This window comes from Bradyrhizobium sp. LVM 105 (assembly GCF_003957705.1).
GTDB classification, from domain to species: Bacteria; Pseudomonadota; Alphaproteobacteria; order Rhizobiales; family Xanthobacteraceae; genus Bradyrhizobium; species Bradyrhizobium frederickii.
Genome location: NZ_QZMV01000010.1, coordinates 177,001 through 200,352 on the forward strand (window position 1 = coordinate 177,001; position 23,352 = coordinate 200,352).

Below are 23,352 nucleotides of genomic sequence, written 5' to 3' on the forward strand. Positions count from 1 at the left end.
TTCCCGCTCAGCTGTCGAACTTCACCGCATTGGTGTTGGCGCCGCAGACCAGAATGGCGACGCGCTCGCTCGGTGACGGACGATAGCGGCCGGAGAGCACCGCGGCAAAGGCGGCTGCGCCGCCGGGCTCGGCGACGAGGCGCAAGTGCGACCACAGGGCGGCCTGGGCCTGCCGGATCGCATCGTCGCTGACCAGGACGACGCGTTCGACGTGGGCGCGCGCGACCGGAAACATCAGTTCGCCGACGCGCCGCGGCGCCAGGCTGTCGGCGGCGATGCCGCCAGCGGGCGCGTCGACCGGCGCGCCCGCCTCGAATGCAGCGTGCAGGGTTGGCGATTGTTCCGGCTCGACCGCGACGATGCGCGTCCTGCCGGCGTACCAGGCCGCAATGCCGCCGATCAGTCCGCCGCCGCCGACCGCCACCAGCAGCGTGTCGATGCCGGGAGCATCCTGCTCCAGCTCCAGTCCGACGCTGCCCTGGCCGAGCAGGGTTTCGGCCTGATCGTAGGCATGGACCGCCAGCGCGCCGCTCTGCGCGACATGCGCCTCGCTTGCGGCGAGCGCATCGGCGTAGCGGCTGCCCGCGATCACGAGCTTGGCGCCATAATTCCTGATCCGCTCGGCCTTGGCCGGCGAGGTGATGTCGGGCACGAAGATCGTGGCGGGAAGGCCGAGCCGCTGCGCCGCATAGGCGACCGCCGCGCCGTGATTGCCGCCGGATGCGGCGACGACACCGGCCTGCGGCACCTGCCGCAGCAACAGATTGGCGAAGGCGCCGCGCGCCTTGAACGATCCGGAATGCTGCAGCATCTCGAGCTTGAACTTGACGGGCGCGGCCGGCAGGCCGAAATCGGCGAGATCGGCCTGAACCAGGGGCGTGCGCCTGATATGCGGACGGATGACCGCCTCGGTCGCCGCAATCCGCTCCCGCGTGATGTCCATTGTCGCTGTCATGATGTCGTCCAGACTAGCGCAAGGAAGCATTGACATCAATTAGGTAATTAGCAAAATGGCTAAATGAAATGTGCCGTCGCCTTGCGCGCGCTCGCCAACGAACGCCGCCTGCAGATCCTGGAATGGCTGCGGGATCCGCGAAAGCATTTCCGCGAGCAGGCCGATGGCGATCTGGTCGAGGACGGCGTCTGCGGCTTGCTGATCGCCGAGAAGCTCGGCGTCAGCGCGCCGACATTGAGCGAGCACATGCGGGTGCTGACATCAGCCAAGCTGGTGCGCGCCAAGCGGATCAAGCAGTGGACGATGTACAAGCGCAACGAGACCGCCATCGCCGCGATCAAGCGCTCGATCCAGGACGGGCTTTGACGGGTTGCGCGTGAGGGCATTGCGGGCGTGCGCCGTTTCCGAGATAATTGTTGCGCCGCACCGAGCTGGTCGTGGAGACTGATCGGCCCTGCCGTGTTTCAACGATTGAGAAGAGCGAGAACCATGTTTCTGATCGGCCAATATGATTCCCCCTTCGTCCGCCGCGTCGCGATTGCGCTGAAGCTTTACGGCCTTCCCTTCGAGCATAGGCCGTGGTCGACCTTCGGCGACGCCGACAAGATCGCGCCCTACAACCCGCTGCGCCGCGTGCCGACCCTGGTGCTCGACGACGGCGAGGCGCTGATCGAGAGCATGATCATTCTCGATTATCTCGACGAGCGTGTCGGCGAGGCGAAGGCGATGCTGCCGCGCAGCGGCACGGAGCGGCGCAAGCATCTGCGCATCTGCGCGCTCGCCTCCGGCCTCGGCGACAAGGCGGTGAGCCTGCTCTACGAGCGCGTGCTGCGGAAGGAGCAGCTCGCGCTGTGGGTCGAGCGCTGCCAGGCGCAGATCGGCGACGTGCTGAAGGTGCTCGAAGCCGAGCGGGCGAAGGTGGCAACGCCGTACTGGCTGGGCGATCGGATCGGCCACGCCGACGTCGCGGTGGCCTGCGTCGTCCGCTTCACCCGCGAAGCGCATCCGCAGCTGTTCGACGCCTCGCGCTATCCGGCGCTGGCGGCTCATGCCGAGCGCTGTGAGGCCTTGGCACCGTTCAAGGAGATCGTGCAGCCGCTGGCGCCGCCGAAGGGTTAGGGCCCCGTGCTCGGCCCCAAGCTACAAGATCGTGGGTTGCCCGACGGGCAAAACACACGAGGGCTGGGTCAATCGACGCAGCCCTAAATATTCCGCTTTACCGAAATTCGGTTTCGGCGTATGTGTCGCTCATCCTGATCCGGCGAAAGGGGCGGTCGTACGTCGTTTCGAACCGCGGATCGGGGAGCGGTGGACGCGGCAGCGTCGTGCACGAGGGGCGGAGCAGGGCGGGATCAACTCCCGTGAGGTCCCGGCGCGTGCGGACGAACGGCACTGAAGCGTACGGCCAAATCGCGTGGTCCTGGCTGTCGTTGCTACAGCCAAGCCTTGCGGAGGCGCGACGAGCCCGACCGGGCGATGTGCGCCGCCAATTCGCGGGGTGACGGAGGCAAGCAGGAACTCGTCTCCGGGGAGAGCGCGCCATACGTCGTCAAACATCGCGCAGGGAAGGCCGGACGTTTCCGGCTTCACCTGTCATCCGTTGTGCATTGCGTGTGCATTCTCATCGCACGACGGACAAGCGGGTGCCAGCCGGCGCCCGGCCTTCCCTGCGCCCTTTCATCGAGGGCGTGACGAGAAGAGCAAAGCTCGGGCGGAAGCGCCGCGAGGATGCGAAGGCGTGTCTGCAAGTCGAAATGTGAATCGGGCGCGATACCCATGCCCCTTGCTCCGTCATTGCGAGCCAACGGGTCCGCGCACAGCGCGGCCCGATGACAGGCTCCGCGAAGCAATCCAGAATCTCTCCGCGGAAAGACTCTGGATTGCTTCGCTGCGCTCGCAATGCCGATATGGAGACACCGCGCCTCGAACTCCGCTCGTGCCCCGGACGCAGCGCGGCGCCGCGGTGATGCGAAGCATCATCCGGGGCGGTGCGCTGCAGAGCCGGGACCCATCTCGCTGCCGGCCGTGTCGTCTCTGGGTCCCGGCTCTGCGCCGCAACGCGAAGAGGCGTTGCGCCGCGTCCGGGACACGAGCGTGCGCGACTACACCGCGCCCGCGCGCTTCTTCTGCCAGACGAGGTGCACCGCGCAGGTGCAGCCGGGCGGATGCGAGGCGAGATCCTTTGGGGTCTCGTCGTTCGCCGGTTTGGCCGCAAAGGCCTTGTCACTCTGCTGCGACGGGATGTAGTTCAGCACCGGCGCGAGCCAGCGCTCGGTCTCTGCCACCGTCATGCCCTTGCGCGCGGCGTAATCCTCGACCTGGTCGCGCTCGATCTTGCCGACGCCGAAATAATAGCTCGCGGGGTTTGCGAAATAGAGCCCGGACACGCTGGAGCCCGGCCACATCGCAAAGCTCTCGGTCAGCTTCACGCCCGCCGTGTTCTCGGCGTCGAGCAGCTCGAACAGCGTCGCCTTCTCGGTGTGGTCGGGCTGCGCGGGATAGCCGGGCGCGGGGCGGATGCCCTGGTACTTCTCGAGGATCAGATCGTCGGGCGAGAGCGTTTCGCCAGGTGCATAGGCCCAGAACTCGCGGCGCACGCGGGCATGCATGCGCTCGGCAAAGGCCTCGGCGAGGCGGTCGGCCAGCGCCTTGCACAGGATCGAGGAGTAATCGTCGTTCGCCATCTTGAAGCGGTCGGCGACCGCATCCTCGCCGATCCCGGCGGTGACGACGAAGCCGCCGATATAGTCGGGAACGCCCGCGGGTGCGACGAAGTCCGCGAGCGCCGCGTTGAAACGGCCCTCGCGCTTCTCGAGCTGCTGGCGCAGCGTGTGCAGCGTCGCGATCTTCTTGGTCCGGCTCTCGTCGGCAAAGAGCGCGATGTCGTCGCCTTCGGCGTTCGCGGGCCAGAAGCCGATCGTCGCGCGTGCCCGGAACCATTTTTCCTTGACGATGGTGTCGAGCATCTTGCGCGCGTCGTCGTAGAGCGAGCGCGCGACCTCGCCGACCTTGGCATCGTCGAGAATGGCAGGGAAGCGTCCCGCGAGCTCCCAGGTCTGGAAGAACGGCGTCCAGTCGATGTAAGGCACGAGCTCGGCGAGATCGTATTCGTCGAAGCTGCGGATGCCGAGGAAGGTCGGCTTCACCGGCTTGTTCGCAGCGAAATCAACCGGCACGCGGTTGGCACGGGCGTCAGTCAGCTTCAGCCGCTTCTTGTCGGCCTGCGCGCGCAGATGCGCTTCCGAGATCTTTGCGTATTCGGCGCGCACCTCGGCGGCATAGGCCTCGCGCTTCTCGGGCGAGATCAGCGAGGAGGCGACGCCGACCGCGCGGCTGGCATCGTTGACATGGACCACCGGACCGGCGCGATAGCTCGGGTCGATCTTGACCGCCGTGTGCACGCGGCTGGTGGTGGCGCCGCCGATCAGGAGCGGCAGCTTGAGGCCTTCGCGCTGCAATTCGCTGGCGAAGAACGCCATCTCGTCGAGCGAGGGCGTGATCAGGCCGGAGAGGCCGACGATGTCGGCCTTCTCGGCCTTCACGGTCTCGACGATCCTGGCGGCGGGCACCATCACGCCGAGGTCGATGACCTCGAAATTGTTGCACTGGAGCACGATGCCGACGATGTTCTTGCCGATGTCGTGGACGTCGCCCTTGACGGTCGCGAGCACGATCTTGCCGGCGGACGAAGAGCCCTCGGTGCCGATCCCGTTGGCGAGGTTGCGGGCCTTCTCTTCCTCCATGAACGGCATCAGCCAGGCCACCGCCTGCTTCATCACGCGCGCGGACTTGACGACTTGCGGCAGGAACATCTTGCCGTCGCCGAAGAGGTCGCCGACCACGTTCATGCCGGCCATCAGCGGCCCCTCGATCACGTCGAGCGGGCGCGAGGACTTCTTGCGGGCTTCCTCAGTGTCCTGCTCGATGAATTCGGTGATGCCGTGCACCAGCGAATGCGACAGCCGCTTCTCCACCGGCCATTCGCGCCAGGCGAGATCGGCTTCCTTGCTCTCCGTCTTCTTGCCGCGGAATTTCTCCGCCAGCGCCAAAAGGCGCTCGGACGCACCCGGATCGCGGTTGAGGACGACGTCCTCGCAGGTCTGGCGCAGCTCCGGATCGATGTCGTCATAGACGATCATCTGCCCGGCATTGACAATGCCCATGTCCATGCCGGCCTTGATGGCGTGATACAGGAACACCGAGTGCATGGCCTCGCGCACCGGCTCGTTGCCGCGGAACGAGAACGAGAGATTCGAGACGCCGCCGGAGATATGCGCGCCCGGCAGGTTCTGCCGGATCCAGCGCGTCGCCTCGATGAAGTCGACGCCGTAATTGTTGTGCTCCTCGATGCCGGTCGCGATCGCGAAGACGTTCGGATCGAAGATGATGTCCTCAGGCGGGAAGCCGACCGTGTTCACCAGGATGTCGTAGGCGCGCTTGCAGATCTCGGTCTTGCGCGCGAACGTGTCGGCCTGGCCGACCTCGTCGAACGCCATCACCACGACGGCCGCGCCATGGCGACGGGCGATCCTGGCTTCGTGAATGAACTTCTCCTCGCCCTCCTTCATCGAGATCGAGTTGACGACCGGCTTACCCTGCACGCATTTCAGGCCGGCCTCGATCACCGAGAATTTCGAGGAATCGACCATCACGGGGACGCGGGCGATGTCGGGCTCGGCGGCGACGAGGTTGAGGAAGGTCACCATCGCGGCTTCCGAGTCCAGAAGCCCCTCGTCCATGTTGACGTCGATGATCTGGGCGCCGTTTTCGACCTGGTCGCGCGCGACCTGGAGCGCGGCGGTGTAGTCGCCGGCGGTGATCAGCTTGCGGAAGCGGGCCGATCCCGTGACGTTGGTGCGCTCGCCGACGTTCACGAAGGGAATCGCGTCCGTCAGCACGAACGGCTCGAGGCCGGACAGCCGCAGGCGCGGTTCGATCTCGGGCACGATCCGGGGCTTGTGCGGGGCGACGGCCGCCGCAATCGCCGCGATATGGTCCGGCGTGGTGCCGCAGCAGCCGCCGACGATGTTGACGAGGCCGTCGCGGGCGAATTCGCCGATCAGCCGCGCCATGTAGTCCGGGCTCTCGTCATACTGGCCGAACTCGTTGGGCAGGCCGGCGTTGGGATAGGCGCAGACCAGCGTGTCGGCGACGCGGCCGATGTCCGCGATATGCGCGCGCAAATCTTCGGCGCCGAGCGCGCAGTTGAAGCCGATGGTGATGGGCTGGGCGTGCCGCACCGAATTCCAGAACGCCTCCGGCATCTGGCCCGAGAGCAGGCGGCCGGACTTGTCGGTGATGGTGCCCGACACCATTACGGGCATGTCGATGCCACGCGCCTCGGTGATCTCGGCGATGGCGTAGAGCGCCGCCTTGGCGTTCAGCGTGTCGAAGATGGTCTCGACCAGCAGGAGGTCGACGCCGCCATCGAGCATGCCACGGATCTGCTCGCCATAGGATTTGCGCAAATCGTCGAAGGTGACGGCGCGGTAGCCGGGATTGGACACGTCCGGCGAGATCGAGGCGGTGCGGTTGGTCGGGCCGATAGCGCCCGCGACGAAGCGCGGCTTGCCGTCTTCGGCCTCAACGCGGCGCGCGGCATTGCCGGCGAGGCGGGCGCCTTCACGCGCCATCTCGTAGACGATATCGGTGAGGTCGTAGTCGGCCTGCGCGATCGATGTGGTGGAGAACGTGTTGGTCGCGACGATGTCGGCGCCGGCGCGCAAATAGGCGGCGTGGATGTCCTCGATCGCCTGCGGCTGGGTCAGGATCAAGAGGTCGTTGTTACCGCGCAGGTCGCGGTGAAAATTCTTGAAGCGCTCGCCGCGGAAGGCTTTCTCGTCGAGCTGCAGATTCTGGATCATCGTGCCCATGGCGCCGTCGAGCACCAGGATGCGCTCGCGCGCGGCGTTGAGCAGGGCGGTTCGCTTGGCGGAAACGGGGACTGTCATCTTCTCTCACGCAGCCTTCTGGACGCTCTTGGCGCGGATGCCGAGCAAATGGCTGATCGCGAACACGAGATCGGCGCGGTTCATGGTGTAGAAATGGAAGGTGTCGACGCCGTGCTTCGCGAGCTTCTGCACCTGGCCGGCTGCCACTGTCGCGGCTACCAGCTTGCGGGTCTCGGCGTCCTCGTCAAGGCCCTCGAATTTCGCGGCGAACCAGTCCGGCACGGTGGTGCCGGCGCGGGTGACGAAATTGCGGGCCTGCTTGAAATTGTGCATGGGCATGATGCCCGGCACGATCGGAATGTCGATGCCGCGGGCGCGGACGCGGTCGCGATAGCGGAAGTAGAGGTCGTTGTCGAAGAACACCTGGGTGATCGCGCGCGTCGCACCCGCATCGACCTTGGCCTTCAGCGTGTCGATGTCGGCGTCGAAGTCGCGTGCCTCGGGGTGCTTCTCGGGATAGGCCGACACGCTGATTTCGATGTCGCCGTGCCGCTTCTTGATTCCGGCGACGAGGTCGGCCGAGCTCTGGTAGCCGTCGGGATGGCTCGCATAGGGCGTGCCGATGCCGCCGACGGGATCGCCGCGCAAGGCCACGATGTGCCGGACGCCGACCTCGTGATAGCGGTCGACGATCTCGTCGATCTCGCCGCGCGAGGCGCCGACGCAGGTCAGATGCGCCGCCGGCAGCAGCGCGGTCTCCTTGAGGATGCGGGCGATGGTGGAATGGGTGCGCTCGCGGGTCGAGCCGCCGGCGCCGTAGGTCACCGAGACGAATTTCGGGTCGAGCGGGGCGAGCCGGTTAATGGTGTCCCAGAGATTGCGCTCCATCTCCTCGGTCTTGGGCGGAAAGAACTCGAAGGAGATCGCAGGCCGCTTCAGGTGCCCGTCGGCTGTCGCAGGCGTCGTCACGTCAGTCATGGCACCACTCACTCCAATTTCCGCCGGCCGTGGGGTCTAGCTTGGGAGTGCCTAAGATAAGGCAAAGGCGGTTCGATCGACAGCCCATCGATGATGGGAAGTGGCCCACTAATGTGTGGATATCGTGAAATTTGAGGCCTAATGGCCTTTGTCGTGGGAAGGAAGGCGAATTGGTATAATATATTGTAATATAACGAATTTACTCGATTCAGGCGCCTTCACAAGATCGGTTTCATTGGTGGGCAGCACGAATTTTCTATGTTGCAAGTGTAATCTGTCCCAACGGCCGTCTTCCGCGACGACCCGTCCCTCCGTACCCTCTGACCTGCGCAGCCTGCCATTGCCGCCGCACGGCCCTTCGTTAGGTTAAGGCACCATGATCCCGCTCTCAGTTCTCGACCTCTCCGTCGTCACCACCGGCACCAAGCCCGCCGCGGCGCTGCGCAACAGCATCGACCTCGCGCGCCATGTCGATGACCTCGGCTATGTCCGCTATTGGCTCGCCGAGCACCACAACCTCGCTTCCGTCGCGAGTCCTGCGCCCGACGTCATGATCGGCCAGATCGCTGCGGTGACGAAGCACATCCGCGTCGGCTCCGGCGGGGTGATGCTGCCCAACCACGCCCCGCTGGTGGTGGCCGAGCGCTTCAAGATGCTGGAGGCGCTGTTTCCCGGCCGCATTGACCTTGGCCTCGGTCGTGCACCCGGCACCGATGGTGCGACGGCCTACGCGCTGCGCAGCCGGCTCGATCGGCGCGAGGGCGACGATTTCCTGGAGCGCTTGCACGAGTTGATTCTGTGGCAGACCCGCGAATTCCCTGCGGGACACCCCTACAACAACGTCGTCGCCATGCCCGACGACACGGCCCTGCCGCCGATCTGGCTGCTCGGCTCCAGCGATTATTCCTCGGAGCTGGCCGCGCAGATCGGCATGGGCTTCGCCTTCGCCCATCACTTCGCGTCCCACGATGCGATCGATGCGATGGTGCATTACCGCAACCGCTTCCAGCCCTCGGCCTGGCGTGCGAGCCCGCATGCGATCCTCGCGGTTGCCGTCATCGCGGCCGATAGCGATGCGGAGGCCGAACGGCTCGCCAGCTCGTTCGACCTCAACAGGCTGCGCCGCGACCGCGGCCAATACCTGCCGTTGCCGAGCGTCGAGGAGGCGCTGGCCTATCCCTACTCCGACGCCGAGCGCACCTCGATCCTGCGCAACCGTTCCCGCCTGTTCGTCGGCAGCCCCGCGACCGTGCAGAGGAAGCTGCAGCCGCTGATCGACGCGAGCAAGCCGGACGAACTGATGGTCATCACCGCCGTGTACGATCACGAGGCGCGGAAGACGTCGTATTCGCTGCTCGCGGACGCGTTCGGGTTGGGGAAGAGGGCAGCTTAGTCATTGATTGTCATTCCGGGGCGATGCGAAGCATCGAACCCGGAATCTCGAGGTTCCGGGTTCACGCTTTCGCGTGCCCCGGAACGACGCCATCAACCCTGCTGCGATTCGCTGAACGTCGCGCGGAACGGATGTCCCGGATATACGCCGACGATGCGGAATTCGCGCGAGAAGAATTTCAGCTCCTCGATGGCGAAGGCGAGGCCCTTGTCCTCGGGGTGGCCGTCGACGTCGGCATAGAACTGCGTGGCGAAGAAGTTGCCGTCGATCATGTAGCTTTCGAGCTTGGTCATGTTGACGCCGTTGGTGGCAAAGCCGCCGAGCGCCTTGTAGAGCGCGGCCGGCAAATTGCGCACCCGGAAAACGAACGTCGTGACCAGCGGGCCGGAGCCCTGCGCGGCCCATCTCGGCTCGCGTGCCAGCACCACGAAGCGCGTGGTGTTGTGGGCCTCGTCCTCGATGTCATCGGCGAGGATGTCGAGGCCGTAGATCTTTGCGGCGAGGCGCGAGGCGATCGCCGCGACGGTCTTGTCCTTGCGTTCCGAGATGTCGCGGGCGCTGCCGGCGGTATCGGCGTGCACGATCGGCTTGATGCCGAGCTTGCGGATGATGCGGCGGCACTGGCCGAGCGCATGCACATGGCTCTCGACGCTCCTGATGTCTTCGAGCCTGGTCCCCTTCACCGCCATCAGCTGATGCCGAACGGGGAGAAACCACTCACCGATGATGAAGAGGCCGGAGGCCGGCAGGAGATGATGGATGTCGGCGACGCGGCCGGCCACCGAATTCTCGATCGGGATCATGCCGAGATCGGCCTCGCCCGACGAGATCGCCGACAGCGCGTCCTCGAAGGTAGCGCAGGGCATCGGCTCGGCCTCGGGATAGGCCTCGACGATGGCGATGTGGGAATTGGCTCCGGGTTCGCCCTGGAATGCGATCTTCATCTTGCTCATGATCGGCCTTGTAACAGCGGCTCAGGATTTGGAAAGGATGCTGCGGGCGGTTTCCAGGTCCGCCGGCGTATCAACTCCGCGGGGCACTGTATCCACGATGGTGAAGTCGATGCGCATTCCGGCCTCCAGCGCGCGGAGCTGCTCGAGCTTCTCCTGCAATTCCAGCGGAGACGGCGGAAGCGAGACGTAGCGCTCCAGAGCGGCGCGGCGGTAGGCATAGAGCCCGATATGGTGGTAACGCGGTCCGTCGCCGTAAGGGGCGGTCGCGCGGGTAAAATAAAGCGCGCGCATCCGCCTGCCGCCAAGCGAGGTTCCGATCGCCTTCACCACGCTCGGCGCGAGGTCCTCTTCCTCGGTATGAATCTGCGAGGCCAGGGTCGCGATGTCCACGGCCGGGTCTTGCAGGGGAGGCAGCACCTCGCGGATGTTGTCGATCGTGATGGTTGGGAAATCTCCCTGGAGATTGACCACGATCTCGGCCTTGCCCTCGGGATCGAGTTTCTGCATGGCCTCATGAATGCGGTCGGAGCCGGATGGGTGATCGGGGCGGGTCATCACCGCCTCGCCGCCATGGGCGGCCACGACCGAGGCGATCTCCGGCGTATCGGTTGCAACCGCGACCCGGCCGATGGCGGCGGCCTCGGCGCGGCGCAGCACGTGGACGATCATCGGCAGGCCCGCGATATCGGCGAGCGGCTTGCCGGGCAGGCGGGTGGCGGCCATGCGGGCCGGGATCAGCACCAGGAAGCGAGGGTCGATCATGGGTTCAAGTTCTTGGGGTCAAGGGCCTGGAAACGGGGCGTTTTTCGCGCCGAGAAAGGGAGTGGGGACGGGCCTGAAGCCGGCTCGCTTATACGGGTTGCCAGACCCCGGGCAAACCGATATCTCAATGGCAAAACTCGGGGAAACGATAGGGAACGGTTGATTCTCCCGAGGCTCGTCCTGGCGGCCGCCCGGCCGCTCGATCCTTCTTGCGGTGTGGGGCCTGGCCGGAAATGGACTCTTTCGAACTCAATAAAATTCTCGGTGCCGTGCTCGGCACCTGTCTCTTCCTGCTGGTGACGAGCTTCACCGCGAATGCGCTGTTCTCCCCCAAGATGCCGGAAAAGCCGGGCTTCGAGATCGCGGTCAAGGAAGATGCCGGCCATGGCAAGGGAGGCGCCGCTGCGGCCGCACCGTCCGAGCCGATCGAAAAGCTGCTCCAGACCGCTTCCATCGAGAAGGGCGCGGCGGCCGCCAAGAAGTGCGGCGCCTGCCACACCTTCGAGAAGGGTGGCCCGAATCGGGTCGGCCCGAACCTCTATGGCGTCGTCGGCGAGCCGAAGGGCCAGGGTCGTGGTGGCTTCAACTTCTCGGCCGCCATCAAGGCCAAGGGCGGCAACTGGACGTTCGACGACCTCAACAAGTTCATCGCCAATCCGAAGGGCTTCATCCCGGGCACCGCGATGGGCTTCGCCGGCATCCAGAAGGATTCCGAGCGCGCCGATGTCATCGCCTATCTGAATTCGCTGTCGGAGCATCCCCAGCCGCTGCCGACCGCGTCGAAGTAAGGCCTCAACAACCTGTCTTGGAATAGGCGGCCAGGCTGAGAAGCCTGGCCGTTTTCGTATCCGGGCCTCCCGGTGAATTTATCGGGGCGTTTGGCCGCATCTGACGGGCCGTCCGGCCTTTCAAGATGAGGAAAAAGCAACATATTCCGTCGAAACCTCGCCTATATTGGGAACTTAAAGGAGTAGTCTCCTTCAAGACAGGGATGTTGATTTGGCCATTACCCGACGCGATCTCCTGCTCACCGGCACTGCGGCCGCAGCGCTTCCCGTCCTCGGTTCCGTGGCGGGCGTTGCCGCCATCGGCACAGCGCAGGCGCAATCCGCCACTGAGCTGGCTTCCAGCAAATTGCCTTGGCGTCATGCCCTGTCGCTGTTCGGGAAGGTCAAGTACGCCGCGGATTTCAAGCGCTTCGACTACGTCAATCCGGAAGCGCCCAAGGGCGGCGTCGCCCGCCAGATTGCCGTCGGCACCTTCGACAATTTCAACATCGTCGTGTCGGGCGTGAAGGGGCAGGTCGCAGGCGCGGTCGCATTCATCTACGAATCCCTGATGACGGCCTCGCTCGACGAGGTCTCGACCGAGTACGGCGCGCTGGCCGAGGCCGTCAGCCATCCCGATGATTTCTCCTTCGTCACCTACCGCTTGCGGCCGGAGGCCAAATGGCACGACGGCAAGCCGGTCACCGCCGATGACGTGATCTTCTCGCTCGATTCCTTCAAGAAGCACCACCCGATGTACTCGGCCTATTACAGCCATGTGGTCCGGGCTGAGAAGGTCGGCGAACGCGAGGTGAAATTCGTGTTCGATGCGCCCGGCAACCGCGAGCTGCCGCAGATCGTGGGCCAGCTCACGGTCCTGCCGAAGCATTGGTGGGAGGGGACGGACGCGCAGGGCCGCAAGCGGGACGTTTCGGCGACCACGCTCGAAGTGCCGCTCGGCTCCGGTCCCTACAGGATCAAGGACTTCGTGGCGGGACGATCGATCGCGCTGGAGCGCGTCAAGGATTATTGGGGCCGCGACCTGCCTGCCAATGTCGGCCGCAACAATTTCGACGAGCTGCGCTACGAATATTTCCGCGACGCCACCGTGGCGATCGAGGCTTTCAAGGCCGACCAGGTCGATTGGCGCACCGAGAACAGCGCGAAGAACTGGGCGACCGCCTACGACTTCCCGGCCGTGACCGAAAAGCGCGTGATCCTCGAGGAATTCGCCAATCGCAGCTCGGGCGTGATGCAGGCCTTCGTGCCGAACCTACGCCGCGGCAAGTTCAGCGATCCGCGCGTGCGGCGTGCGCTCAACTATGCGTTCGACTTCGAGGAGATGAACAAGCAGATATTCTTCGGCCAGTACAAGCGCGTCAGCAGCTATTTCGACGGCATCGACGAGCTCATGGCAACCGGCGTGCCGCAGGGCAAGGAGCTCGAGATCCTCGAGACCGTCCGCGCCCAGGTCCCGCCCGAAGTCTTCACCACGGCCTACACCAATCCGGTCGGCGGCAATCCGGAAGCCGTGCGCGATAATCTGCGCGAGGCGCTGCGCCTGTTCAAGGAGGCCGGCTACGAGGTGCGTGACCGCAAGCTGGTCGACGTCAAGACCGGCGCCCAGTTCACTCTCGAATTGCTGAATTCGGATCCCAGCTTCGAGCGGATCACGCTGTTCTATAAGCCGTCGCTGGAGCGGCTCGGCATTGCCGTGAGCGTTCGGACGGTCGATCCGACCCAGTACGAGAACAGGACACGCGAGTGGGATTTCGACATCGTCACCAACTCGTGGGGCGAGTCGCAGTCGCCGGGCAACGAGCAGCGCGAGTTCTGGTCGTCCAAATCGGCTGATATCGCCGGCTCCCGCAACATTGCCGGCATCAAGAACCCGGCGATCGACAAGCTGATCGAACGGGTGATCTACGCCACCGATCGTGATGATCTCGTCGCGGCTACCAAGGCGCTTGACCGCGTGCTGCTGTGGAATCACTACGTCGTGCCGCAGTGGACCTACAACAAGGTCCGCACCGCCCGCTGGGATCGCTTTGGGCGGCCCTCGGAACTGCCCAAATACGGCCAATCCGGCTTCCCGTTCATCTGGTGGTACGACGCAGACAAGGCGGCACGGATCGCAAAGAAGTCGTGAAGGATATTTCCCGCATGACGCAGATGTCACGCCGCCATGTGCTGACCATTGGTGTCGGCGGCGCCCTCGGGGTGTCGCTGGGTGCGCGGCCGATCCGTCGCGCGCATGCATCGGAAGCCGGGGTTGAAGCTCACGGCATCTCGGCGTTCGGCGATCTCAAATATCCCGCCGACTTCCACCATTTCGACTACGTCAACGTCGATGCGCCGAAGGGCGGTACGTTCTCGCTCATCCCGTCAACGAAATCGCACAACCAGTCCTACCAGACCTTCAACTCGCTCAACTCCTTCATTCTCAAGGGCGATGGCGCGCAAGGCATGGACATGACGTTTTCGCCGCTGATGGTCCGCGCGAACGACGAACCGGACGCGATGTACGGACTTGCCGCCAAATCCGTGCAGATATCGCCGGACAGGCTGGTCTATCGCTTCACGATACGGCCGGAGGCAAAATTCCACGACGGCACCAAGCTCACCGCGCACGACGCGGCGTTCTCGCTGACGACGCTGAAGGCCAAGGGCCACCCGCTGATCACCGTGCAGATGCGCGACGTGGTGAGCGTGGAAGCGATCGACGATGCGACGCTCGTCGTCACCTTTGCCAAGGGACGCGCGCGCGACGTGCCGCTCTATGTCGCCGGACTGCCGATCTTTTCGAAAGCGTATTACACGTCGCGGCCGTTCGATGAATCGACGCTGGATATTCCGCTCGGCTCCGGTCCGTACAAGGTCGGCCGGTTCGAGGTCAATCGCTACATCGAGTTCGAGCGGGTCAAGGACTGGTGGGCGGCCGATCTGCCGCCCTGCCGCGGCAGCTACAATTTCGACGTCGTGCGCTATGAATTCTACCGCGACCGCGACGTCGCCTTCGAGGGTTTCACCGGCAAGAACTATCTCTACCGAGAGGAATTCACCTCGCGCATCTGGGCGACGCGCTATGATTTCCCGGCCGTCAAGGACGGTCGTGTCAAGATGGAGGTCGTGCCCGACGATACGCCCTCCGGTGCGCAAGGCTGGTTCATCAATACCCGGCGCGACAAGTTCAAAGACCCGCGCGTGCGCGAGGCCCTGATCGATGCCTTCGATTTTGAATGGACCAACAAGACCATCATGTACGGCGCCTATGCCCGTACGGTGTCGCCGTTCCAGAACTCGGACCTCATGGCGGGCAATGCGCCGCCTTCGCCGGAAGAGCTGAAGCTGCTCGAGCCATTCCGCGGTCAGGTTCCTGACGACGTCTTCACCGCTCCGTTCACGCCTCCGGTCACGGACGGCTCCGGACAAGACCGCAGCTTGTTGCGCAGGGCCCAGCAATTGCTGACCGAAGCCGGCGTGCCAATCAAGGACGGCAAGCGCGTCCTGCCGAACGGTGAGGTCTTCAGAATCGAGTTCCTGCTGGATGAGCCCTCCTTCCAGCCGCATCATGCGCCCTACATCAAGAATCTCGCGACGCTCGGTATCGAAGCGAATGTGCGCGTCGTCGATCCGGTGCAGCACAGGGCGCGCCAGGATGACTTCGACTTCGATATGACGATCCAGCGCTTCAGCATGTCGGCGACGCCTGGCGATGCCATGCGCGCGTTCTTCTCCTCGCAGGTCGCGAACACCAAGGGCTCGTACAATCTCGCTGGCGTCGCCAGTCCGGCGATCGACGCCATGATCGAGGAGATCATGGCGGCCGACAGCCGCGAAGAGCTGACCGTCGCCTGCCGCGCCTTCGACCGCCTGTTCCGCGCCGGCCGTTATTGGGTGCCGCAATGGTACAACAAGACGCACCGGCTGGCTTATTGGGACCAGTTCGGCCATCCACCGAGGCTGCCGCGTTATGCCAACGGCGTCGGCGCCCCCGACATCTGGTGGCATGAACCCGCCAAGGCCGCCAAGCTCGAGCAGGCAAAATAGCCATGAGCGCCTATATCGCCCGCCGTATCCTCCTGATGATTCCGACCCTGCTCGGAATCCTCTTCGTCTCCTTCGTCGTCGTGCAGTTCGCGCCGGGCGGCCCGGTCGAGCGCGTGATCGCACAACTCTCGGGGGCCGATACCGGCGGCACCTCGCGCATTTCGGGCGGCAGCGACTTTGCGCAGCGTGCGCCCGGGCAGGTCGGGGCCGGCGGCGATGCCATCAACTCGAAATATCGCGGCGCGCAGGGGCTCGATCCTGATTTCATCAAGAAGCTCGAGGCACAGTTCGGCTTCGACAAGCCGGCGCCGGAACGCTTCGCGCTGATGGTTTGGAATTTCGCCCGCTTCGATTTCGGCAAGAGCTATTTCCGCGACGTCAGCGTGCTCCAGCTCATCAAGGAAAAGCTGCCGGTCTCGATCTCGCTGGGGATCTGGTTGACACTTCTGACCTACCTGATCTCGATCCCACTCGGCATTCGCAAGGCCGTGAATGACGGGGCGCGGTTCGACACCTGGACCTCGACCGTGCTCGTGCTCGGCTATGCAATCCCCGGCTTCCTGTTCGCGATCCTGCTGATCATCCTGTTTGCCGGCGGCTCGTTCTTCAACTGGTTCCCGCTGCGTGGGCTGACCTCGGACGGCTGGTCGCAATTTCCGTGGTACTGGAAGATCGTCGATTATTTCTGGCATCTGACGCTGCCGCTGATTGCCATGGGCCTCGGCGCGTTCACCACCATGGCGTTCCTGACCAAGAACTCGTTCCTGGACGAGATCCGCAAGCAATACGTCATGACCGCGCGCGCCAAAGGCTGCAGCGAGAATCAGGTGCTCTATGGTCACGTCTTTCGCAACGCGATGCTGATTGTCATCGCGGGCTTTCCCAGCACCTTCATCCACGCCTTCTTCTCCGGCTCGCTTCTGATCGAGACTATCTTCTCGCTGGATGGGCTGGGGCTGCTCAGCTTCGAGAGCGTGCTCAACCGCGACTATCCCGTGGTGTTCGGCACACTCTACATCTTTTCGCTGGTCGGCCTCGTGATCAACCTGATCTCCGACCTGACCTATATGTGGATCGACCCCCGGATCGATTTCGAGGCACGGGAGGTCTGATGACGATCACCGCGCCGACGCCGATCGAGACCACAGCGAAGTCGCCGCTCGGCGATGCCGTTCCGATCACGCGCAAGCCGTTCGCGCCTTCGCCGCTCAACAGGCGGCGCTGGCAGAACTTCAAGGCCAACCGCCGCGGCTACTGGTCGTTCTGGATCTTCATCGCCCTGTTCGTGGTCTCGCTGTTCGCCGAGCTGATCGCCAACGACCGGCCCTTCCTGATCAAGTTCGACGGCCGTCTCTATTGGCCCGCTTTCGTGACCTATTCCGAAACCACCTTCGGCGGCGATTTCGAGACGGCGGCCGACTATCGCGACCCCTATTTGCAGAAGCTGATCAAGGACAAGAACGGCATCATCGTCTGGCCGCTGATCCGCTATTCCTACGACACCCACAATCTCGACCTGCCGACGCCGGCGCCGTCGCCGCCGACCTGGATGCTGACCGAAAAGCAGTGCCAGCCGGTGGTGGAGAAGAAAGGGCTGAGGAGCTGCCGCGACCTCGAATACAACTGGCTCGGCACGGACGATCAGGGCCGCGACGTCGTCGCGCGGCTGATCTATGGCTTCCGCATCTCGGTGCTGTTCGGCCTCTGCCTCACCATCATCTCGTCCGTCATCGGTATCGCCGCGGGCGCGGTGCAGGGCTATTTCGGCGGTCGGGTCGACCTGATCTTTCAGCGCTTCATCGAGATCTGGACGGCGATTCCCTCGCTCTATCTTCTCCTGATCCTGTCCTCGGTGCTTGTGCCCGGCTTCTTCGTGCTGCTCGGTATCCTGCTGCTGTTCTCCTGGGTCTCGCTGGTCGGTCTCGTGCGGGCAGAATTCCTGCGCGGGCGCAACTTCGAATATATCCAGGCGGCGCGGGCGCTCGGCGTGTCCAACCCGGTCATCATGTTCCGCCACCTGCTGCCGAATGCGATGGTGGCAACCATGACGTTCCTGCCCTTCATCGTGTCGAGCTCGGTGATGACGTTGACAGCGCTCGATTTCCTGGGCTTCGGGCTGCCGCCGGGATCGCCTTCGCTCGGCGAATTGCTGTCGCAGGCCAAGTCCAACGTGCAGGCGCCCTGGCTCGGCTTCTCCGGCTTCTTCTCGGTCGCGATCATGCTGTCGCTGCTGATCTTCATCGGCGAAGCGGTCCGCGACGCCTTCGATCCGCGCAAGACGTTCAGGTAAGGTCATGGACGCGATCAACCAGCCCCTGCTTGCCGTTCGCGACCTCTCGGTGGCTTTCCACCAGGGCGGCGCCACCACGCTCGCGGTCGACAAGGTCTCGTTCCAGATCAAGCGCGGCGAATGCCTGGCGCTGGTCGGCGAATCCGGCTCCGGCAAGTCGGTCAGCGCGCTCTCGATCCTCAAGCTGCTGCCCTATCCGAACGCCTCGCACCCCTCGGGCAGCATCCGCTTCAAGGGGCAGGAGCTGATCGACCGCTCCGAGCAGAAGATGCGGGAGGTCAGAGGCAGCGATATCTCCATCATCTTCCAGGAGCCGATGACCTCGCTCAATCCGTTGCACACGATCGAGGCGCAGATCGGTGAGATCATCCAGCTGCACAATCCGACCGGCAATGCCGAGGTGCGCAGACGGACGCTGGAACTGCTGACGCAGGTCGGCATTCCCGAGCCCGAGACGAGGCTGAGGAGCTATCCGCATCAGCTTTCCGGCGGTCAGCGCCAGCGTGTGATGATCGCGATGGCGCTCGCCAACGAGCCGGATCTGTTGATCGCGGACGAGCCGACCACGGCGCTCGACGTCACCGTGCAGGCGCAGATACTGGCGCTGCTCGCCGAGATCCGCTCGCGGCTCGGCATGAGCCTGCTCTTCATCACCCACGATCTCGGCATCGTGCGCCGCATCGCCGACACCGTCTGCGTCATGAAGAACGGCGAGATCGTCGAGCAGGGGCCGGTCGAGCAGGTCTTCAGGACGCCGAAGCATCCCTATACGCGCGACCTGCTCGCGGCGGAGCCGAAGCCGGATCCGGCGCCGCCGCAGCCGGACGCGCCGGTGGTGATGTCGGCCAGCGATCTGAAGGTGTGGTTTCCGATCAAGCGCGGCCTGATGCGCAAGACGGTCGGCCACATCAAGGCGGTCGACGGCGTCAGCCTCGCCGTGCGCAAGGGCGAGACGCTAGGTGTGGTCGGCGAATCCGGTTCGGGCAAGACCACGCTGGGGCTGGCACTGTTGCGCCTGATCTCCTCGAACGGACGCATCGTCTTCTTAGGGAAAGACATCCAGGGCCTGCGCTTCAAGGAGATGCGCCCGTTCCGGCGCGACATGCAGATCGTGTTCCAGGACCCGTTCGGCTCGCTCTCACCGCGCATGTCGATCGCCGATATCATCGCCGAAGGCCTCTCCGTGCATCAGCCGAAGCTGTCGCGGGAGGAGCGTGACGCGCGCGTCGTCAAGGCGCTGGAAGACGTCGGGCTGAAGCCCGATACCCGCTTCCGCTATCCCCACGAATTCTCTGGCGGCCAGCGCCAGCGCATCAGCATCGCGCGCGCGGCGGTGCTGGAGCCGGATTTCGTCGTGCTGGACGAGCCGACCAGCGCGCTCGACATGCTGTTCCAGGCGCAGATGGTCGATCTGTTGCGCGAGCTGCAGCGCAAGCGCGAGCTCACCTACATGTTCATCTCGCACGATCTACGCGTCGTCGCCTCGCTCGCGAGCCATTTGATCGTGATGCGCGGCGGCAAGGTGGTCGAAGAGGGTCAGGCCGCCGAGCTGTTCAAGCATCCGAAGAGCGATTATACGCGTGCGCTGTTCGCGGCGGCGTTCCGGCTGGAGACGGCGGGGAACGGCTCGGTGGCGACGTAAGCCCCGTTAGAGCCGCTTGATCGCAGCGACCTCGCTGCCGGCCGCCTTGATCCGCGCGATGGCCGGCTCGATCGGCTCGATCACGGTCGCCATGTGATGCGCGTTGGCGTGAACCATGGTGCTGCCGTCGCGGACGATGGCGACGTGGCCCTTCCAGAAGATCAGATCGCCGCGCTGCAAGCTGCTTCGCTCATGCGGCTCCAGTGCGCGGCCGAGACCGGCCAGCTGCATGTCGCTGTCGCGCGGGCAGCCGATCCCCGCTGCCGTCAGCGAGACCTGGACGAGGCCGGAGCAATCGATGCCAAGACTGCTCTTGCCGCCCCAGAGATAGGGCGTGCCGACGAAGCGCTCGGCGATTGCGACGAAGTCCGGCTCGCGATGATCGAGCGGAGCGAGATGCGCTTTCGGCAGATATCTGCCGTCGCGCGTCACGGCGAAGCTGCCGTCCTCGCGTGCCACGGCGAGCCTGGATCCCATCACCAGCGTCTCGGCCGGCGGCAGCTTGATCGAGGGGCCGGGGAAGTCAAACGTCCGCAATGCGCTGACCACGTGAGTCGGGGCGGCCGAGGGCGTCACGAGCGCCGCATCCGGCAGCCAGCCGACATAGCCATCGCCGTTGAGCTGGCCCCACGCCCAACCCTCGCCGTTGCGGTCGTAGACCGTGACGCGTTCGCCGCGCAGGGCCTCCGTCATCAGCATTGCGCTCGAGGACGGCTGTTCGCGCACCGGCGCGACCGGCTCGACCACCTCGAACTCCCGGCCCTCGACGAAGCGATCGGCCTGCACCTTGCCTTCGAGATATTTCGCGGCAAGGTCGCCGCGCGCCGGTGTTATTCGCGGATCATGCATAGCGCTCGCTCAGCAAGGTGTAGATGGCGCGCGCGGCCTGGCACTCGCCGCCTTCGGGGCGTGCGGGCTTGGCCGACGGTGTCCAGCCGTAGATGTCGACATGCAGCCAGCTCCCGGCGTGCTCGACGAAACGCTGCAGGAACAGCGCGCAGGTGATCGAGCCGGCAAAGCCGCCCGACGGCGCGTTGGTGATGGTGGCTGTCTTGGAGTCCAGCCACGTGTCGTAAGGCGGCCACAGCGGCATGCGCCACAACGGATCGTTCTCCTTCACCGCGCAGCGCGCCAGGTCGGCGGCAAGGGTCTCATCATTGGTGTAGAAGGGCGGCAGATCCGGTCCCAGCGCGACACGCGCCGCGCCGGTCAGCGTGCCCAGGTCGATCAGCAGGTCGGGCTTCTCCTCGTCGGCCAGCGCCAGCGCGTCGGCGAGCACCAGGCGTCCCTCCGCGTCGGTGTTGCCGATCTCGACGGTAATGCCCTTGCGCGAGGTGAAGATGTCGAGCGGGCGGAAGGCATTGCCGGCGACGGCATTCTCCACCGCCGGAATCAGCACGCGCAGCCGCACCTTCAGCTTCGCGTCCATCACCATGCGCGCCAGCGCCAGCACGTTGGCAGCGCCGCCCATGTCCTTCTTCATGATCAGCATGCCGCTCGACGGTTTCAGGTCGAGCCCGCCGGTGTCGAAGCAGACGCCCTTGCCGACCAGCGTCACCTTGGGGTGATCGGGATCGCCCCAACCGATGTCGATCAGCCGAGGCGCGCGGCTCGACGCCATGCCGACGGCGTGGATCAGCGGGAAGTGCTTCTCCAGCTCCTCGCCGATGGTGCAGGAAAAGCTTGCGCCGAACTCGGCGGCGAGGTTTTGCGCGGCGGCCGCGAGCTCTTCCGGCCCCATGTCGTTGGAGGGCGTGTTGATGAGGTCGCGCGCCAGCATCGCCGCATTGGCGATCCGCTCGATCTCGGCAGGCTCGACGCCATCAGGCGGCACCAGCCGGACCTCGGGCCGGTCAGCCTTGCGGTAGCGCGCGAAGCGGTAGGTGCCGAGCGCGAAAGCGAGCGCCGCCAGCCGTGTATCGTGTGGCGCATTGGCAAAGCGATAAGTGCCCGGCGGCAGCAGGCCGGGCAGGGCGCCGGGCCGGAACAGGTCGCGCGATCTTGCAGTGTCGTCGTCCAGGCCGAACAGCACCTGGGCGATCGCGCCATCGGGCGCGGGCAGCGCGAGATAACCGCCGGGCTTGGCAGCAAAGGCGCATGAAGTGGCGAACTGGCGCTGCGCTGGCGGCAGCGCCTCGGCGACCTGATCCCAGCTCGATTTCGTGACGAACGTGATCGGGATGGCGGTGGATGACGTCTCGAAGACAGCAGGCATTGGCGGGTCCGGATCGTCGGATCAAACGGGTCATGCGAACGGACGAGACTTCGCAGAGTTTCGCCGCGGCTGCAATCGGCTTTGCTGTCACCGTTTCGGCGAGCCGCTACTCGCGGCAAGGGGGCCATGCTAGGTTCCGGCAATGGTCGCCAGGGCTGGAGATCGGGCGGCCGACGACAAACGCGCCGGGAGGACATGCAATGGAATTCGTGTGGAGCGTGGTCACGTTCATCGGCCATGCCGTCGAGGCGATCTTTGGCTATGTCGAGCACCACCACTGGATCTTCGCGCTCCTTGCCGGCGGTTACGTCTTCTATCTCCACGACCGCTCGGTCCACGCGCGGTTCGATGCGCTCGACAAGCGCGTCGACGAAATCCGCAAGCGGCTCGCGATCGAATATTGAGGCGGCAATGCTGAGGCATCTAACGGGCAGATGAGGGCGCTCGGCCCCGATCTCGACCTCGGCGGAGGCACCCCCGCAGACGTCGCCGTGAGAGGTGCGGGCCGGGAAGCTGCGTTAACCGGCCGTTAGGGTTAACAGCCTATTGCTGGCGCGTTCGGCTCGATCAATCGGCTCGAGAGTCAAGGCGTCATGCGTCAACGGTTCAGTCTCGCCCGGCTTCTTGCGTCCACCTCGCTGGTCGCGGCGGTCGCCATGGGCCTCGGCGGCTGCACGGGCATGTCGAAACTCTCCGACGTGACGGGCTCGCTCGGCGGACCACGGGCAGAGGCGGCTCCCACCGATCCCGCGCGCGCCGTCGAGGTCTATGGCGAGCGCTACCGGGCCAATCCCAGGGATGCCGAGGCCGCGCTGGCCTATGGCCAGGCCTTGCGCGCCAACGGCCAACGCGCCCAGGCCGCCGCCGTGCTCGAGCAGGCGACCATCGCCAATCCCGGCAACAAGGCGCTGCTCGCGCAGTATGGCCGCGCGCTCGCCGACAACGGCAATTTCCAGCAGGCCTACGACGTCCTGTCGAAGGCGCATTCGCCTGACAATCCGGACTGGCGCTTGCTCTCGGTGCAGGGCACCGCGCTGGACCAGATGGGCCGTCACGAGGAGGCGCGCTCCTATTATACGAGCGCGCTCAAGATCGCGCCGGGTGATCCTGGCGTGCTTTCCAATCTCGGCCTGTCCTACATGCTGTCGAAGGATCTGCCCAAGGCCGAAGAGGTGTTGCGGCAAGCCCACGCCTCGCCGCGCGCCAGCAGCCGGGTGCGGCAAAATCTCGGCCTCGTCGTCGGTCTCCAGGGCCGCTTCGCGGAGGCCGAGACCATCGTGAAGGCGGATCTGCCGCCGGATCAGGCCGCGGCCAATGTCACTTATCTCAAGGAAATGCTGAGCCGCAGCGACAATCATCGCGGCGGGCCGAAGCGGACCCCGGTGGCCTCGCTCAACCAGCCCGACTGATCAAGATCTGATCTTCAGCAATCGAAGCCGTCCCACGGACCGCGCGC

General features: G+C 65.0%; 18 protein-coding genes. 11 read left to right on the forward strand and 7 right to left on the reverse strand.

Translation table 11 applies throughout. The annotated features are described in order from the left end of the window. Positions 1–7: 7 nt before the first annotated feature. The gene (locus D6B98_RS25820; protein WP_126259705.1) at positions 8–991 is read right to left on the reverse strand and encodes a threonine/serine dehydratase; all 984 of its coding nucleotides are present in this window, start codon (positions 989–991) and stop codon (positions 8–10) included. 27 nt (positions 992–1,018) lie between these two features. Between D6B98_RS25820 and D6B98_RS25825 the strand changes: the two genes are divergently transcribed. After that, the gene (locus D6B98_RS25825; protein ID WP_126259706.1) at positions 1,019–1,321 is read left to right on the forward strand and encodes an ArsR/SmtB family transcription factor; all 303 of its coding nucleotides are present in this window, start codon (positions 1,019–1,021) and stop codon (positions 1,319–1,321) included. A 123-nt stretch (positions 1,322–1,444) separates the two neighbouring features. Then, the gene (locus tag D6B98_RS25830; RefSeq protein ID WP_126259707.1) at positions 1,445–2,074 is read left to right on the forward strand and encodes a glutathione S-transferase family protein; all 630 of its coding nucleotides are present in this window, start codon (positions 1,445–1,447) and stop codon (positions 2,072–2,074) included. A 983-nt stretch (positions 2,075–3,057) separates the two neighbouring features. On the opposite strand, the gene metH is transcribed toward D6B98_RS25830, so the two are convergent. Further along, positions 3,058–6,906 carry a methionine synthase gene (metH, locus tag D6B98_RS25840; protein ID WP_126259708.1) on the reverse strand — a complete coding sequence of 1,283 codons (3,849 nt, stop codon included), beginning with the start codon at positions 6,904–6,906 and terminating at the stop codon, positions 3,058–3,060. A gap of 6 nt (positions 6,907–6,912) precedes the next feature. Then, positions 6,913–7,824, reverse strand: coding sequence for a methylenetetrahydrofolate reductase [NAD(P)H] (gene metF / locus D6B98_RS25845; RefSeq protein WP_164718864.1), 912 nt, complete (start codon positions 7,822–7,824; stop codon positions 6,913–6,915). A gap of 376 nt (positions 7,825–8,200) precedes the next feature. Between metF and D6B98_RS25850 the strand changes: the two genes are divergently transcribed. Beyond that, positions 8,201–9,217 (forward strand): LLM class flavin-dependent oxidoreductase, encoded by a 1,017-nt coding sequence (locus D6B98_RS25850; RefSeq protein WP_126259710.1) that lies wholly within the window; start codon positions 8,201–8,203, stop codon positions 9,215–9,217. A 92-nt stretch (positions 9,218–9,309) separates the two neighbouring features. Here D6B98_RS25850 and D6B98_RS25855 read toward each other — a convergent pair whose 3' ends face one another. Next, positions 9,310–10,170, reverse strand: a complete 861-nt coding sequence (locus tag D6B98_RS25855; protein ID WP_126259711.1) for a prephenate dehydratase — start codon at positions 10,168–10,170, stop codon at positions 9,310–9,312. Between the two features lie 21 nt (positions 10,171–10,191). Next, entirely contained in the window at positions 10,192–10,932 is a 741-nt protein-coding gene (locus D6B98_RS25860) for a 3-deoxy-manno-octulosonate cytidylyltransferase (protein ID WP_126259712.1), read from the reverse strand. A gap of 233 nt (positions 10,933–11,165) precedes the next feature. On the opposite strand from D6B98_RS25860, the gene D6B98_RS25865 reads away from it, so the two are divergent. The 6 genes from D6B98_RS25865 to D6B98_RS25890 all read left to right on the forward strand — a co-directional run bounded on the left by D6B98_RS25865 (position 11,166) and on the right by D6B98_RS25890 (position 19,681). Beyond that, the gene (locus tag D6B98_RS25865; RefSeq protein WP_126259713.1) at positions 11,166–11,720 is read left to right on the forward strand and encodes a c-type cytochrome; all 555 of its coding nucleotides are present in this window, start codon (positions 11,166–11,168) and stop codon (positions 11,718–11,720) included. Between the two features lie 211 nt (positions 11,721–11,931). Next, complete coding sequence (locus D6B98_RS25870; RefSeq protein ID WP_126259714.1) at positions 11,932–13,848, forward strand: extracellular solute-binding protein; 1,917 nt, start codon at positions 11,932–11,934, stop codon at positions 13,846–13,848. A 14-nt stretch (positions 13,849–13,862) separates the two neighbouring features. Continuing rightward, the gene (locus tag D6B98_RS25875) at positions 13,863–15,749 is read left to right on the forward strand and encodes an extracellular solute-binding protein (RefSeq protein ID WP_126259715.1); all 1,887 of its coding nucleotides are present in this window, start codon (positions 13,863–13,865) and stop codon (positions 15,747–15,749) included. Positions 15,750–15,751: 2 nt separating this feature from the next. Beyond that, positions 15,752–16,861, forward strand: coding sequence for a microcin C ABC transporter permease YejB (locus tag D6B98_RS25880; protein ID WP_126259716.1), 1,110 nt, complete (start codon positions 15,752–15,754; stop codon positions 16,859–16,861). Further along, complete coding sequence (locus D6B98_RS25885) at positions 16,861–18,039, forward strand: ABC transporter permease (RefSeq protein ID WP_126259717.1); 1,179 nt, start codon at positions 16,861–16,863, stop codon at positions 18,037–18,039. The genes D6B98_RS25880 and D6B98_RS25885 overlap by 1 nt, the downstream gene beginning before the upstream one ends. A gap of 4 nt (positions 18,040–18,043) precedes the next feature. Further along, positions 18,044–19,681 (forward strand): ABC transporter ATP-binding protein, encoded by a 1,638-nt coding sequence (locus D6B98_RS25890; RefSeq protein ID WP_164718865.1) that lies wholly within the window; start codon positions 18,044–18,046, stop codon positions 19,679–19,681. 6 nt (positions 19,682–19,687) lie between these two features. Here D6B98_RS25890 and D6B98_RS25895 read toward each other — a convergent pair whose 3' ends face one another. Further along, positions 19,688–20,530 (reverse strand): C40 family peptidase, encoded by an 843-nt coding sequence (locus tag D6B98_RS25895; RefSeq protein WP_126259718.1) that lies wholly within the window; start codon positions 20,528–20,530, stop codon positions 19,688–19,690. Next, positions 20,523–21,896 carry a leucyl aminopeptidase family protein gene (locus D6B98_RS25900; RefSeq protein ID WP_126259719.1) on the reverse strand — a complete coding sequence of 458 codons (1,374 nt, stop codon included), beginning with the start codon at positions 21,894–21,896 and terminating at the stop codon, positions 20,523–20,525. The genes D6B98_RS25895 and D6B98_RS25900 overlap by 8 nt, the downstream gene beginning before the upstream one ends. 200 nt (positions 21,897–22,096) lie before the next feature. Here D6B98_RS25900 and D6B98_RS25905 point away from each other — a divergent pair, with 200 nt between their 5' ends. Both D6B98_RS25905 and D6B98_RS25910 read left to right on the forward strand, forming a co-directional pair. Continuing rightward, entirely contained in the window at positions 22,097–22,300 is a 204-nt protein-coding gene (locus D6B98_RS25905; RefSeq protein WP_126259720.1) for a hypothetical protein, read from the forward strand. 189 nt (positions 22,301–22,489) lie between these two features. Beyond that, the gene (locus D6B98_RS25910) at positions 22,490–23,305 is read left to right on the forward strand and encodes a tetratricopeptide repeat protein (protein ID WP_126259721.1); all 816 of its coding nucleotides are present in this window, start codon (positions 22,490–22,492) and stop codon (positions 23,303–23,305) included. Positions 23,306–23,352: the final 47 nt, after the last annotated feature.

Excerpts from the sequence above, each read along its gene's own strand:
- D6B98_RS25910 (WP_126259721.1), top strand. The coding sequence starts at position 22,490 with ATGCGTCAACGGTTCAGTCTCGCCCGGCTTCTTGCGTCCACCTCGCTG.
- D6B98_RS25850 (WP_126259710.1), top strand. The coding sequence starts at position 8,201 with ATGATCCCGCTCTCAGTTCTCGACCTCTCCGTCGTCACCACCGGCACC.
- metF (WP_164718864.1), bottom strand. The coding sequence starts at position 7,824 with ATGACTGACGTGACGACGCCTGCGACAGCCGACGGGCACCTGAAGCGG.
- D6B98_RS25875 (WP_126259715.1), top strand. The coding sequence starts at position 13,863 with ATGACGCAGATGTCACGCCGCCATGTGCTGACCATTGGTGTCGGCGGC.
- D6B98_RS25890 (WP_164718865.1), top strand. The coding sequence starts at position 18,044 with ATGGACGCGATCAACCAGCCCCTGCTTGCCGTTCGCGACCTCTCGGTG.
- D6B98_RS25865 (WP_126259713.1), top strand. The coding sequence starts at position 11,166 with ATGGACTCTTTCGAACTCAATAAAATTCTCGGTGCCGTGCTCGGCACC.
- D6B98_RS25905 (WP_126259720.1), top strand. The coding sequence starts at position 22,097 with ATGGAATTCGTGTGGAGCGTGGTCACGTTCATCGGCCATGCCGTCGAG.
- D6B98_RS25825 (WP_126259706.1), top strand. The coding sequence starts at position 1,019 with ATGAAATGTGCCGTCGCCTTGCGCGCGCTCGCCAACGAACGCCGCCTG.
- D6B98_RS25895 (WP_126259718.1), bottom strand. The coding sequence starts at position 20,530 with ATGCATGATCCGCGAATAACACCGGCGCGCGGCGACCTTGCCGCGAAA.
- D6B98_RS25900 (WP_126259719.1), bottom strand. The coding sequence starts at position 21,896 with ATGCCTGCTGTCTTCGAGACGTCATCCACCGCCATCCCGATCACGTTC.
- D6B98_RS25820 (WP_126259705.1), bottom strand. The coding sequence starts at position 991 with ATGTCAATGCTTCCTTGCGCTAGTCTGGACGACATCATGACAGCGACA.
- metH (WP_126259708.1), bottom strand. The coding sequence starts at position 6,906 with ATGACAGTCCCCGTTTCCGCCAAGCGAACCGCCCTGCTCAACGCCGCG.
- D6B98_RS25885 (WP_126259717.1), top strand. The coding sequence starts at position 16,861 with ATGACGATCACCGCGCCGACGCCGATCGAGACCACAGCGAAGTCGCCG.
- D6B98_RS25880 (WP_126259716.1), top strand. The coding sequence starts at position 15,752 with ATGAGCGCCTATATCGCCCGCCGTATCCTCCTGATGATTCCGACCCTG.
- D6B98_RS25830 (WP_126259707.1), top strand. The coding sequence starts at position 1,445 with ATGTTTCTGATCGGCCAATATGATTCCCCCTTCGTCCGCCGCGTCGCG.
- D6B98_RS25855 (WP_126259711.1), bottom strand. The coding sequence starts at position 10,170 with ATGAGCAAGATGAAGATCGCATTCCAGGGCGAACCCGGAGCCAATTCC.
- D6B98_RS25860 (WP_126259712.1), bottom strand. The coding sequence starts at position 10,932 with ATGATCGACCCTCGCTTCCTGGTGCTGATCCCGGCCCGCATGGCCGCC.